The sequence below is a fragment of the Microbacterium trichothecenolyticum genome, assembly GCF_041938625.1.
GTDB lineage: Bacteria > Actinomycetota > Actinomycetes > Actinomycetales > Microbacteriaceae > Microbacterium > Microbacterium trichothecenolyticum_D.
In genome coordinates this window covers 4,259,371-4,271,640 of sequence record NZ_CP169427.1, presented here as the reverse complement: position 1 = coordinate 4,271,640, position 12,270 = coordinate 4,259,371, and the positions used below count along the sequence as shown (strand labels likewise).

Here is a 12,270-nt window from a genome sequence, read left to right as displayed (position 1 = left end):
GGGATCACCCCGACGACTCACCGAAAAGGATCGAAGATGATCAAGCTTCTGTCGCATCTCTCGTATGTGGCCATCACGTCGCCGGATGTCGAGGCATCCGTCGACTTCTACGTGAAGCAGGTCGGCCTCACCGTCGTCGACCGCGTCGACGGCGCGGTCTACCTCCGCTGCTGGGGCGACTACTACGCCTACTCCCTCGTGGTCGTTCCGGGTGACGAGCCGGGTCTCGTGACCGCCGCATGGCGCACCTCGAGCCCCGAGGCGCTCGAGGAGGCCGCCCAGCGCGTCGAGGGCGCCGGTGTCCGGGGCGAGTGGGTCGAGGTCCACAAGATCGGCCGCGCGTACCGGTTCACGGGGCCGTGGGGTCACACGCTGACGCTCCACTGGGATGTCACGCGCCACCACGACGCCGAGGGCGACGCCGCCTCGATCTACCCCGACCGACCCTCGCGTCGCAGCAAGGTCGCCGGTGCCCCGCGCCAGCTCGACCACGTCACGATCGCCACGAGCGACGTCGACGGCTTCGTGAAGTGGTACGTCGATGTGCTCGGCTTCCGCTTCATGGCCCGCACGGTGCTCGACGAGGCGCCCATCTCGGTCTTCTCCGTCCTCACCACGAATGAGAAGTCGCACGACCTGGGCGTCGTCCTCGACGGCTCCACCCGCGCCGGCCGCGTGAACCACTACGCGTTCTGGGTCGACACCCGCGAGGAGCTGCTCATCGCGGCCGACATCCTCGGCGAGAACGGCTACCCGATCGAGTACGGCCCGTCGATCCACGGCATCGGCGAGCAGAACTTCCTGTACTACCGCGAGCCCTCGAGCCTGCGCATCGAGCTCAACACCGGCGGCTACCGCAACTACGTCCCCGACTGGGAGGCCAACACCTGGAAGCCGTCGCAGGGGTCGAACAACTTCTACCGCAACAGTGCGATGCCGATGTCGATGACGGAGTCCTTCCCGCCCGCCGACGGTCCGTCGGCGACGGAGGAGGGCGTTCCCGACGAGATCAAGGACGCCCTGCTGAATCCCTACGCCAAGCACGGCCAGGGCTGACAGACCCGGCCAGGAGCGGAGCCGATCCCGCTCCTGGCCGCACCACCTCGCACGATGGAGAGCAAGAGACCTTGATGACGCACCACGACCTGACCGCCGGCTTCGATGCCCCCTATGCCCTCGCCCGCTACCGCGAGGGCGCCGACGTGCGCCTGGGCCTCGTCGCGGGCGACCGCATCCGCCCGCTCGACGCCGACGACCTGGGCGCGCCCGACCTCAACGCGTTCCTCGCCGCACCCGATTGGGACCGCCTCGGCGCGCTCGTCGAGTCGGAGGGCGAATGGATGCCGCTGGCCGACGTCGCACTCACAGCTCCGGTCGAGCCGCGTCAGGTGCTGCAGACGGGTGCGAACTACCGTCAGCACGTCATCGAGCTCGTGGCCGCCGGGCTGACGCAGAACACCGACCGCACGCCCGACGAGGCGCGCGAGTTCGCCGCCCGCATGATGGACGAGCGCAAGGCGAACGGCGAGCCGTACTTCTTCATCGGCCTTCCCGCGTGCGTGGTCGGCGACGACGTCGCGCTGATTCTCCCGGCCTACAGCGACGTCCACGATTGGGAGCTCGAGCTCGCCGTGGTCATCGGCCGCGAGGCGTTCCGCGTCTCCCGCGACGACGCCTTGAGTCACGTCGCCGGGTACACGATCGTGAACGACGTGACCACGCGCGACCTGGTGTTCCGCAAAGACATGAAGGAGATCGGCACCGACTGGTACCGCTCCAAGAACGCCCCCGGGTTCCTCCCGACCGGGCCGTTCCTCGTACCTGCGCCGTTCGTCGACGGGTCGGACCTGAACGTGCGGCTCGAACTCAACGACGACGTGATGCAGGATGCCTCGACCAGCGACCTGCTGTTCGACATCCCCGCGCTCATCTCCGGGGCGTCGCAGACGATGCCGCTGCTTCCCGGCGACATCCTCCTCACCGGGAGCCCTGCCGGCAACGGCCAGCACTGGCGGCGGTTCCTGCGCGACGGCGACGTCATGACCGGCACGATCCAGGGTCTCGGGACCCAGGTCGTCCGCTGCGTCGCGGAGGGGGTGACCGGCGTATGACCGGTGAGAACCCGGCCGACCTCGACCGCACCGATCCCGCGGCCGAGATCGCCGCGCGCGCGGAGGCCTTCCGCAACTGGGGCCGCTGGGGGGAGGACGACGTGCTGGGCACGCTCAACTTCATCGACGCCGCCAAGCGCGTCGCGGCCGCCGCTCTCGTGCAGGACGGCGAGGTGATCTCGCTCGCGCAGGCGTTCGACACGAACGGCCCGCAGAAGGGATGGCGCCGGCGCACCAACCCGGTGCACACGATGACCGACACCGGCACCGACGCGGAGCGCGGCAACCAGGGCTTCCCGCACGGCATCGGCGGCGCCGACGACGTGATCGCGATGCCGCTGCAGTGCTCCACGCAGTGGGACGGGCTCGGCCACATCTTCGACCACGGCAACGCCTGGAACGGCCGGCGCGCCGGCGACGTCGTGACGAGCGAGGGCGACCTCGTCACGGGCATCGAGCACGCGGCATCCGTCATCGTCTCGCGCGGTGTGCTGCTCGACGTGGGCCGTCATCTCGCACCCGACACCGGCGAGCTCGCCGACGGCTACGCGATCACCGTCGCCGACCTCGAGGCGACCATCGCCGCACAGGGCGCGTCGAGCCGCGTCGGCCGCGGCGACATCGTGCTGGTGCGCACCGGCCAATACGCGCGCACGCGCCGCGACGGATGGGGCGACTACGCCGGCGGACCGGCGCCGGGCCTGTCGCTCACCACCGCCGGGTGGCTGCATCGCACCGAGATCGCCGCCATCGCCACCGACACGTGGGGTTTCGAAGTGCGGCCCAACGAGTTCGACGCTCCGGCGTTCCAGCCGCTGCACCAGGTCGTGATCCCGAACATGGGCCTCACGATCGGCGAGATGTGGAATCTCGACGCCCTCGCCGACGCGTGCGCGGCGCGCGGGCGGTGGGACTTCCTGCTGTCGGCGGCTCCGCTGCCGATCACGGGGGCGGTCGGCTCGCCGATCAACCCCGTCGCGATTCTCTAGACCCGAAGACCAAGAACAGAGAGGTTCTGACATGACCGCAGTGAACAAGGTCGCGATCGCCGGCAGCGGCGTCAGCGGGCTCGCCGCCGCCATCCAGCTCGCCAAGGCCGGCGTCGAGGTCGACGTCTTCGAAGCGAAGCCCGAGCTCAGCGCGCTCGGGTCCGGCATCTCGCTGCAGGGCAACGCCTTGCGCGTGTTCGACGCGCTCGGCGCGTGGGACGACATCCGCGCCGCCGGCTACTCCTTCGAGGGGCTCAACCTGCGCGCTCCCGGCCCGGGTGCGCCGATCGTCGCAGAGCTTCCGGACGTCAAGACCGGCGGACCCGACTACCCGGCGGCGATGGGGATGCCGCGGCCCGCGCTGGCCCGCATCCTGCTCGATCACGCGCAGAAGGCCGGCGCGAACGTGCGCTTCGGCGCCAAGGTCACGGGGCTCGAGCAGAGCGCTGACGGGGTCGAGGTCTTCGTCGACGGCACCTCCGCCGGCGCGTACGACCTGCTGATCGGCGCCGACGGCCTGAACTCCGTTGTGCGCGGGCTCATCGGCATCGAGGCCAAGCCCGAGCCGACCGGCATGGGCATCTGGCGCTCGTTCGTCTCGCGGCCGGCCGAGGTCGTGCGCAGTGAGCTCTACTACGGCGGCCCCGTGTACATCGCGGGCTACACGCCGACCGGGGAGGGCACGATGTACGCCTTCCTCGTCGAGAAGGCGCAGGACCGCTTCGACATCAGCGACGAGGACGCCACCCGCGTCATGCTCGAGGAGTCCCGCGCCTACGAGGGTCCGTGGAACTCGATCCGCACCGACCTCGAGGGTGGCGCGCACGCCAACTACACGTGGTTCACGAAGCACATCGTCGAGGAGCCGTGGAACCGCGGCCGGGTCGTGCTCATCGGAGACGCCGCCCACTCGTGCCCTCCGACGATCGCGCAGGGTGCCGCGCAGGGCCTCGAGGATGCGCTCGTGCTGACCGAGCTGCTGATCGACCGCGACGAGGTGGACGCGTCGCTGTGGGATCAGTTCCACGCGCGCCGGCTGCCACGCGCGAAGGCCGTGGTCGAGGCATCCGTCCAGCTCGGCCAGTGGCAGCTCGACGGCGTCCGGGACGCCGACGTCGCGGGGCTCATGTTCGGCATCGCGCATCAGATGGCGGTTCCCGCATGACTGAGCTCGTGACGGTCAGCGGCGACCGGATGCCGGTCGTCGACGTCCACGCGCACCTGCTGCTGCCCGCCCTGCATGCGGAGGTCGAGCGCCGGGCGCCGGAGGAAGTGGCCGCGGCCGCGGATCTCGAGCGCCGGCGCAACGGCGTCGAGAGCCTGCAGGCCTCGGGTGCCATGGTCGGCGCACGGATCCCGAAGCTCACCGACGTGCACGCGCGACTCGCCGCGATGGACGAGCAGGGCGTCGACCGGCAGTGGGTCAGCGTCTCGCCGAACCACTTCTATCCGTGGGCGAACGAGGGCCTCGCGGGCTGGATCGCGGGCGAGATCAACCGGCTCATCGCCGAGCACGTCGCTCAGGCTCCCGACCGCCTCGTCGGCCTCGGCGTCGTGCCGCTGCAGCATCCCTCATACCTCGTCGAGTATCTCGACGACGCGGTGCTCGGACGCGGTCTCGCCGGCGTCGAGATCTCGTCGTTCGCCGCCGACGTCGAGCTGTCGGACGAGCGCCTCGAGCCGTTCTGGGCGCGCGCCGCCGAGCTCGGGTGCGTGATCTTCCTGCACCCGTTCGGCTGCAGCCTCGACGAGCGTCTGGACCGCTTCTACCTCTCGAACACCGTGGGGCAGCCGACCGAGAACGCCGTCGCTCTGTCGCACCTCATCTTCGCGGGCGTGCTCGACCGGCATCCGGGCCTCAAGATCGTCGTGGCCCACGGCGGCGGATACCTGCCGTTCGCGATCGGGCGCTCGGACCGGGCGTGGCGGGTGCGGCCCGAGGCGCGACGCTGCGCGCACGAGCCGTCCAGCTACCTGAAGAAGCTGTGGTTCGACACCGTCGTGCACGACCCGATCGCGGTGCGTCACCTGGTCGAGGTCGCCGGCGGCTCGCGCGTGGTGCTGGGCAGCGACTTCCCGTTCGACATGGGGCTCGACGATCCGGTCGCGTTCGTGCGCTCGGCAGACCTCCCCGCCGAGATCACAGCCCGCATCCTCGCCGGCAACGCCGCGGAGCTGCTGCGCACGAAGGTCTCCGCATGAGGATCGCGCGCTGGACGGCCGACGGCGCCCGCATCGACGAGGGGTTCGTCGTCGAGGATCGGGTCATCGCGTTCCCCGACGGCCAGACGGTCGCCGACATCCTCGCCGGGGGGCTGGATGCTGCGCACGCCGCCTTCGGCCGGGTGAAGGGCGAGTCCGGCACGGCGCTCGGCGCCGTGCGCCTGCTGGCGCCGCTGGTCCCGGGATCCGTGCGGGATTTCGTCACCTTCGAGGAGCACGTCGAAGGGGTGAGCGCGGGTGTGGAGGGGAAGAGCTTCGTGGCTCCGGAGTGGTACGAGGCGCCGACCTTCTACTTCACCAACCCCCATACGATCCTGGGGCCGGGCGAGTCCGTCGCCCCGCCGGTCTCCGAGCGCCTGGACTTCGAGCTCGAGGTCGCCGTCGTCGTGGGCAACGCTCCGGGGGTCGGCGAGTCCAACCTCACCGCGGCCGATGCGGCCGCGCGCATCTTCGGGTACACGATCATGAACGACTGGTCGGCGCGTGATCTGCAGGCGCGCGAGATGAAGGTGCGCCTGGGGCCTGCCAAGGGCAAGGACTTCGGCACCAGTCTCGGCCCGTGGATCGTGACGGCCGACGAGCTGCAGGCGTACCTCGACGACGACGGCTTCCTCGCGATCCGCGCCGAGGTGCGCATCAACGGCGAGCTCGTCGGAGAGGACCTCGTGTCGAACATGGGATGGCCGTTCCCCGAGCTCGTCGCATACGCGTCGCGCAACTCCCGGGTCGTGCCCGGAGACGTGCTCGGAAGCGGAACCGTCGGCAACGGCGGGTGCCTCGGCGAGCTGTGGGGCAGGGGGTCCGCGATCCCGGCCCTGCGCGAAGGCGACGAGGTGCGCATGACGGTCGAGGGGATCGGCGAGCTCATCGGGACGGTGGGTGCGCCGGTCGTCGCCCCGGAGCTGCCCGCGGCGCGCACGCGCTCCCGTGCACGAACTCGGCCGTGATTCTTTAGTTATTTTTCGACTAAAGAATGGCTAGAATCGACGGTGACGTCGGGGCCCGGAAGGGCCCGTTCCCTGTGGCGAAGCCGCGCAGGGGCACACCCCGTCGCGTCGATCGCCCGGTCGTACGGGCCAGAACGCGTATGAGCATGTCACCGTGGAGGCTCCGCCTCCTGATCGTCTCCCTGCTGACGGTCGCAATCCTCGGAGCCCTCGACCACACCATCGTCGCGACCTCGCTCGCGACCGTCGCCGGTGAGCTCGGCGCGCTCGCTCAGATGGGGTGGGTGGTCGTCGGCTACACGCTGGCGAGCACGGTGCTGCTGCCCATCCTCGGCAAGCTCGGAGACGCCGCCGGCCCCCGCGGGGTCTTCCTCGTGTCGCTCGTGCTCTTCCTCGTCGCCTCGCTCGCGTGCGGCTTCGCGCAGGACATGCCGCAGCTGATCGGGGCCCGTGTCGTGCAGGGCATGAGCTCGGCCGGCCTTCACCTCATGTCGCAGACGATCGTCGCGCGCGTGACCACGCCGCGCGAGCGCCCGCGGTACATGGCGATCATCGGCGCCGCCTTCCCCGTCGCCATCCTCGTCGGCCCCGTCCTCGGCGGCCTCATCACGGACTACTGGGGCTGGCCCTGGGTGTTCTGGATCAACATCCCTTTCGGCATCGCGGCCCTCCTCCTGGCGCTCGTCGCCGTGCCGCGCCTGCCCGGCTTCGGGCGACGGCGCTTCGACATCGCCGGCGCGGTGTCGTTCGCGGTCGCCATGGTCGCGCTCGTGCTCGCCGTCACCTGGGTCGGCGATCCCACGCGGGTCGCGGCATCCGTCGTCCTGTTCGTGGTGGCGGGAGCGGCGTTCGCGGCGTTCTTCCTCATCGAGCTGCGTGCAGCCGAGCCGCTCGTGCCGCTGCGGCTCTTCGCCAACCGCACCATCGCCTCGGGGACGGCGCTGTCGGCCATCATCGGCGTCGGCCTCTTCTCGATCACCGCCTACCTGCCGACCTATTTCCAGATGGCCTACCGCACGAGCGCGACGGTGTCGGGTCTCGTCCCGATCGCGACCGTGTTCGGGATGCTGGTGTCCAACCTCGTGACCGGGTGGCTCGTGAGCCGCACGGGCCACTATCGCGTCTACTGCATCGTCGGCACATCTCTCGGCGCGGCGGGGCTCTTCGTGATGTCGCTGCTGCCGGTGGGGCTGCCCCTCTGGGTGCCGATGGTCGTCATGGCCGTCGTCGGCATCGGAACGGGCGCGTTCATGAGCCTCGTCATCGCGGTGGTGCAGAGCGCCGCGCCCCGGCGCGACACCGGCAGCATGACCGCCACCGTCAACCTCGTGCGCCAGATCGGCTCGACCGTCGCGACTGCCATCGTGGGAGGGGTCATCGGCCTCGGCGTCGCCGCGCTGCTGCCGGAGTCGCTCGACGCGGCGACGCTGACGCCGCAGTTCGTGCACGAGGCATCCATCGCCGTGCAGACCGAGGTCGCCGCCATCTACAGCGGCGTCTTCGCTCCCGTCTTCGCGGCGCTCGCGGTCACCTACGCCGCCGGCGTCGTCGCCGCGTTCCTCCTTCCCGCCGGCCGGCTCTCCGACGAGTCCGAGCCCGCACCGGCCCCCCGTTCCGAACCCCTCACCGCGTGATCAGAAGAGGTACTCCCATGTCTTCCACCCCCACCGTCGCCATCGTCGGCTCAGGACCCATCGGCTCCGCCTACGCCCGCGTCATCCTCGAGTCGAGCCCCGACGCTCGCGTGGTGATGTTCGAGGCCGGCCCGCAGCTCACCGCGGTCCCCGGCGAGAGCGTCCGCAACATCGCCGATCCCGATGAGAAGGCGCGCGCTCGCGAGATGTCGCAGGGGCCTCAGTCGGGAGCGTTCCGCGAGAGCCTCGGCATCCCCGCCGGCGTCGTCGTCGAGGGCATGTTCACCGCACGGCAGGGCACACATCTGCTCGACTTCGGCGGACCGGGGTCGGCGCACGCGCCCACCTTCCCGGCGGCCGCCGCCGCCACGAACGTCGGCGGCCAGGGCGCGCACTGGACCTGCGCGATCCCCCGGCCGGCCTTCAGCGAGAAGGTCGACTTCATCGACGACGCCGAGTGGGAAGACCTGATCTCGACCGCCGAAGGTCTCCTGCACGCGCAGCACGCGGCGTTCGCCGATTCGCCCATCGGCACCGCGATCCGCTCGCTCCTGAACGACGAGTTCGGCGCAGAGCTGCCCGCCGGCTACGGCGTGAGCACCCTGCCCGTCGCCGGCGATCCGCAGCCGGACGGCTCCATGGTGTGGGCCGGAGCGAACACGGTCCTGGGACCCCTCATCGTGGAGGGCACCCCCGAGTCGGCGCGGTTCGAGCTGCGCGACCTCACGCTCGTGCGCCGAGTCGAGCACGAAGACGGCGTGGTCACCGGGGTGACGATCGAGGACCTCCGCACGAAGGAGGTCTCGTTCTTCCCGGCCGATGTGGTCGTCGTGGCCGCCGACGCCTTCCGCTCTCCGCAGCTGCTGTGGGCCAGCGGCATCCGTCCCCGCGCCCTCGGGCGCTACCTCACCGAGCACCACGTCGTCATCACGACGGTCGCCCTGGACGAGGAGCGGATGAGCGCGCTGATCACGGACGACGAGTTCGCGGCCGAGCTCGCGCGGCGCGCCCAGAACGCGGCGGACCCGGTCGCGGCCGTCAACCGCATCCCGTTCTCGGAGCCCGACCACCCGTACTCGCTGCAGGTGATGTACGCCGAGAACCCGCCCTTCCAGCTCGACCCCTCGCACCCCGCTGCGGGCAACCGCTGGGGCTACGTGAACATGGGCTACGGCGTGCGCAAGCACCCGCGCGTCGAGGACGGCGTCGCGTTCGACGACAGCGAGCTCGACTACCGCGGCTTCCCGAACATGACGATCGAGTACGCGCTGACGGATGCGGAGCAGCCCGAGCTCGACGAGGCCACCGCGCGCGTCCGCCGGGCGGGCGCCGCCCTCGGCGCCTTCGTCGCCGAGCCACGGCTGCTGCCCAACGGGTCGAGCCTGCACTACATGGGCACGCTGCGGATGGGGCCGGCCGACGACGGCACGTCGGTGGCCGACCCGTACTCGCGCGTGTGGGGGTTCGACAACCTCGTCGTCGGCGGCAACGCCCTGATCCCGACGGCCAACACGATGAACCCGACGCTCATGAGCGTCGCGATCGCCGTGCGCGGCGCCCGCAAGCTCGTCGAGCAGCTGGACGTCGCGCGTGTCGAGGAGGTCGCCCGGTAGGTCGCGCTGTCGACATCGTGTGCTCTCGCCGAGATGACACGATCCGCACGCGCGGAACGTGTCGACTCGGCGAGATCGCGTGATCGCGACGGTGCCGGAGCGGCCCCGGGGGACCGGTCAGACGCCCGCGATGCGGTCGGCCATGAACTTGGCGCCCGCCGACGACGTCGCTCCGCCGTCGACCGGGATCTCGGCGCCGGTGAGGTACGACGCCGCGTCCGACAGCAGGAACGCGACGGCCTCGGCGACCTCGTCGGCACGGCCGAGACGCTCCAGCGGTGTGAGGGCGAGCTGCGCGGCCCGCATCGCCTCGGGCGCGTTCGCGGTCATCGGCGTCTCGATGAAGCCGGGGTGCACGACATTGACACGGATGCCGCGTGCCCCGAGCTCGGTCGCCGCGACATGGGTGAGACCGCGCAGCCCCCATTTCGACGTCGTGTACGCCACGGGGTAGTGCGCGTTGAGTGCGGCCGAGGAACCGATGTTGACGATCGACGAACCAGGCCCCATGAGTGGCGCGAGCGCCTGGATGCCGAGCATCGGCCCCGTGAGGTTGACCGCGAGCACACGATCCCAGTCCGCGCGCTCGACGGTGCCGAGCCGCGCACGATGCGTGATGCCGGCGTTGTTCACGAGGCCGCGCAGCGGCTCGCCGTCGAGGAGTTCCGTCAGGGAGGAGGCGAGAGCGACCCAATCGCGCTCATCCGAGACGTCGAGGCGCCGGTACTCGATGCCCGGCGTGGCGGCGGTCGCAGCATCCGTCACGTCCGTGGCGATGATGCGCGCTCCCGCGTCCGCCAGCACACGCGCCTCCGCGGCGCCCTGGCCGCCTCCCGCCCCGGTGACGACGATCGTGCGGCCTGCGATGCCCGGATACCTGGTCATGGACGCGACGCTAGCCCGCCCCGGATCGGGCGGGAACCGGCATCCGCTGATGCCGCGCATCGGGATCAGCGAACCCGCGCGGATCCCGGATGCCGCGGCCCGCAGCATCCGTGATTCTCAGCGCACGCCCCGCATCAGCTTCAGCACGGGCTTGACCGCGGCGAGCAGGGCGAGGCCCAGCACGATCGCGATGCCGCCGAGGATCGTGAAGTACGGCACTTCGTCCTCGGGGTCGTAGAACTGCGCGAGCCAGCCGGCGATCGCGGTGCCCAGCGCGATCGACAGGAAGTACAGCGCCACCATCTGGGTGTGGAAGCGCTCCGGCGCGAGCTTCGTCGTCACCGAGAGGCCCGGTGGCGAGATGAACAGCTCGGCGATCGTGAACACGAACAGGATCATCACGATGGCCATCAGCGGCGTCGAGTTCGGTGCACCGTTCGCCCAGGGCAGGAACAGCAGGAACGCGACGCCCATGATCATCGCGCCGAGGGAGAACTTCACCGGGGCCGACGGCGCGCGGTCGCCGAGCTTGGTCCAGATCGCGGCGAACACGCCGGAGAGGATGATGACGAAGATCGGGTTGATCGAGTTCACCCACGACACCGGCATCTCCCAGCCGAAGATCGTGCGGTCGAGCTGCTTGTCGGAGTAGATCGTCAGCACCGTGAACTGCTGCTGGTACAGCGACCAGAAGCCCACGTTCACGATGAACAGCGGGATGAAGCCGATCACGCGGGACCGGTCGTCGCCGCTGATCGCACGCGACGAGATGATGACCGAGAAGTAGGCGATCGCCGCGGCGAGTGTCACCAGGATCACGATGCCCGCGAGGTTGTCGGCGCGGATCACGCCGGTGAGCACGAGCACCACGATCGCCGCCAGGCCGGCGATTCCGATTCCGATCATCATGCCGCGGCGGTTCGCGGGGAGCGGGTTCGCGACGATGCGCGACGAGGCCGGCAGCTGCTTGCGGCCGAAGGAGTACTGCGTGAGGCCGATCGCCATGCCGATCGCCGCGGCGCCGAACCCCCAGTGGAAGCCGACGTTGCTCTGGAGGAACCCGGTCACGATCGGCCCGAGGAACGCGCCGAGGTTGATGCCGAGGTAGAAGAGCGAGAAGCCCGCGTCGCGGCGAGGGTCCTTTGCGGAGTACAGCGTGCCGACGACAGCGGTCGCGTTGGCCTTCAGGCCGCCCGACCCGACGGCGACGAGGATGAGGCCGACGCCGAGCCCCCAGACGCTCGGCAGCAGGGCGAGGGCGATGTGGCCCGCCATGATGACCCAGGCGCTGTAGAAGAGGACGCGCTCCGAGCCGAGGAGGCGGTCGGCGACCCACGCGCCGAGGATCGTCGAGAGGTAGACCGTGCCGCCGTAGGCGCCGACGATGCCGGTCGCCGTCGCCTCGGGAATGCCCAGGCCGCCGTCGGCGACGGAGTAGTACATGTAGATGAGCAGGATGCCCTGCATGCCGTAGAAGCTGAAGCGCTCCCACATCTCCACGCCGAAGATGTGCGCGAGCGCCCACGGCTGCCCGAAGAACCTCGTGTCGTGGTCGGCGCCGTCTGTCGGGGCGGTGGTGCCCGCGGCATCCGTTCCGCTCGCCGCAGCGACCGTCCCGGTGCGCGTGGCGTCCGCCGCCGCGGTCGCGCCATCGGGCGGGCCGACCGGGACCTGCTCGGGCTTGCGGTCGCGCCCCGTCGCGTCGTCCCCCTGAAAGCCCTGATCGCGCCCGTCCATGCGTCTGCTCCCGTCGCCCCCGGTAGAGGTCAGGCTAGCGACGGGGCGCTCCGGCGCGATAGACCCCGGCGCGCACGCCCCCGGTCGGTCGTCCTCAGGTGAGGGACGAGGCGCTGCTCCTCAGCTGAGGA

At 70.5% G+C, this 12,270-nt stretch carries 10 protein-coding genes; 8 read left to right on the top strand and 2 right to left on the bottom strand.

Features of this window, described 5'->3' with window-relative positions:
- Positions 1-36 precede the first annotated feature (36 nt).
- The 8 genes from ACEYYH_RS19720 (at position 37) to ACEYYH_RS19685 (ending at position 9,517) form a co-directional block, all read left to right on the top strand.
- On the top strand, positions 37-1,056 hold the full coding sequence (locus tag ACEYYH_RS19720; protein WP_374975988.1) for a VOC family protein: 1,020 nt from the start codon (positions 37-39) through the stop codon (positions 1,054-1,056).
- Positions 1,057-1,130: 74 nt separating this feature from the next.
- Positions 1,131-2,111 carry a fumarylacetoacetate hydrolase family protein gene (locus tag ACEYYH_RS19715; RefSeq protein WP_374975987.1) on the top strand — a complete coding sequence of 327 codons (981 nt, stop codon included), beginning with the start codon at positions 1,131-1,133 and terminating at the stop codon, positions 2,109-2,111.
- Positions 2,108-3,100 (top strand): cyclase family protein, encoded by a 993-nt coding sequence (locus ACEYYH_RS19710; protein WP_374975986.1) that lies wholly within the window; start codon positions 2,108-2,110, stop codon positions 3,098-3,100. The genes ACEYYH_RS19715 and ACEYYH_RS19710 overlap by 4 nt, the downstream gene beginning before the upstream one ends.
- 31 nt (positions 3,101-3,131) lie before the next feature.
- The gene (locus tag ACEYYH_RS19705; RefSeq protein ID WP_374975985.1) at positions 3,132-4,265 is read left to right on the top strand and encodes an FAD-dependent monooxygenase; all 1,134 of its coding nucleotides are present in this window, start codon (positions 3,132-3,134) and stop codon (positions 4,263-4,265) included.
- Entirely contained in the window at positions 4,262-5,302 is a 1,041-nt protein-coding gene (locus tag ACEYYH_RS19700) for an amidohydrolase family protein (protein ID WP_374975984.1), read from the top strand. The genes ACEYYH_RS19705 and ACEYYH_RS19700 overlap by 4 nt, the downstream gene beginning before the upstream one ends.
- Positions 5,299-6,270: a fumarylacetoacetate hydrolase family protein gene (locus ACEYYH_RS19695; RefSeq protein WP_374975983.1), complete on the top strand. Its 972-nt coding sequence runs from the start codon at positions 5,299-5,301 to the stop codon at positions 6,268-6,270. Before ACEYYH_RS19700 ends, ACEYYH_RS19695 begins: the two co-directional genes overlap by 4 nt.
- Positions 6,271-6,416: 146 nt before the next feature.
- Complete coding sequence (locus ACEYYH_RS19690; protein WP_374975982.1) at positions 6,417-7,904, top strand: MDR family MFS transporter; 1,488 nt, start codon at positions 6,417-6,419, stop codon at positions 7,902-7,904.
- A gap of 17 nt (positions 7,905-7,921) precedes the next feature.
- Positions 7,922-9,517 (top strand): GMC oxidoreductase, encoded by a 1,596-nt coding sequence (locus ACEYYH_RS19685; RefSeq protein ID WP_374975981.1) that lies wholly within the window; start codon positions 7,922-7,924, stop codon positions 9,515-9,517.
- 117 nt (positions 9,518-9,634) lie between these two features.
- Here ACEYYH_RS19685 and ACEYYH_RS19680 read toward each other — a convergent pair whose 3' ends face one another.
- On the bottom strand, positions 9,635-10,402 hold the full coding sequence (locus ACEYYH_RS19680; RefSeq protein WP_374975980.1) for an SDR family NAD(P)-dependent oxidoreductase: 768 nt from the start codon (positions 10,400-10,402) through the stop codon (positions 9,635-9,637).
- Positions 10,403-10,519: 117 nt separating this feature from the next.
- On the bottom strand, positions 10,520-12,139 hold the full coding sequence (locus ACEYYH_RS19675; protein ID WP_374975979.1) for a peptide MFS transporter: 1,620 nt from the start codon (positions 12,137-12,139) through the stop codon (positions 10,520-10,522).
- Positions 12,140-12,270 lie beyond the last annotated feature (131 nt).

Excerpts from the sequence above, each read along its gene's own strand:
- ACEYYH_RS19690 (WP_374975982.1), top strand. The coding sequence starts at position 6,417 with ATGTCACCGTGGAGGCTCCGCCTCCTGATCGTCTCCCTGCTGACGGTC.
- ACEYYH_RS19705 (WP_374975985.1), top strand. The coding sequence starts at position 3,132 with ATGACCGCAGTGAACAAGGTCGCGATCGCCGGCAGCGGCGTCAGCGGG.
- ACEYYH_RS19695 (WP_374975983.1), top strand. The coding sequence starts at position 5,299 with ATGAGGATCGCGCGCTGGACGGCCGACGGCGCCCGCATCGACGAGGGG.
- ACEYYH_RS19710 (WP_374975986.1), top strand. The coding sequence starts at position 2,108 with ATGACCGGTGAGAACCCGGCCGACCTCGACCGCACCGATCCCGCGGCC.
- ACEYYH_RS19700 (WP_374975984.1), top strand. The coding sequence starts at position 4,262 with ATGACTGAGCTCGTGACGGTCAGCGGCGACCGGATGCCGGTCGTCGAC.
- ACEYYH_RS19720 (WP_374975988.1), top strand. The coding sequence starts at position 37 with ATGATCAAGCTTCTGTCGCATCTCTCGTATGTGGCCATCACGTCGCCG.
- ACEYYH_RS19715 (WP_374975987.1), top strand. The coding sequence starts at position 1,131 with ATGACGCACCACGACCTGACCGCCGGCTTCGATGCCCCCTATGCCCTC.
- ACEYYH_RS19680 (WP_374975980.1), bottom strand. The coding sequence starts at position 10,402 with ATGACCAGGTATCCGGGCATCGCAGGCCGCACGATCGTCGTCACCGGG.
- ACEYYH_RS19675 (WP_374975979.1), bottom strand. The coding sequence starts at position 12,139 with ATGGACGGGCGCGATCAGGGCTTTCAGGGGGACGACGCGACGGGGCGC.
- ACEYYH_RS19685 (WP_374975981.1), top strand. The coding sequence starts at position 7,922 with ATGTCTTCCACCCCCACCGTCGCCATCGTCGGCTCAGGACCCATCGGC.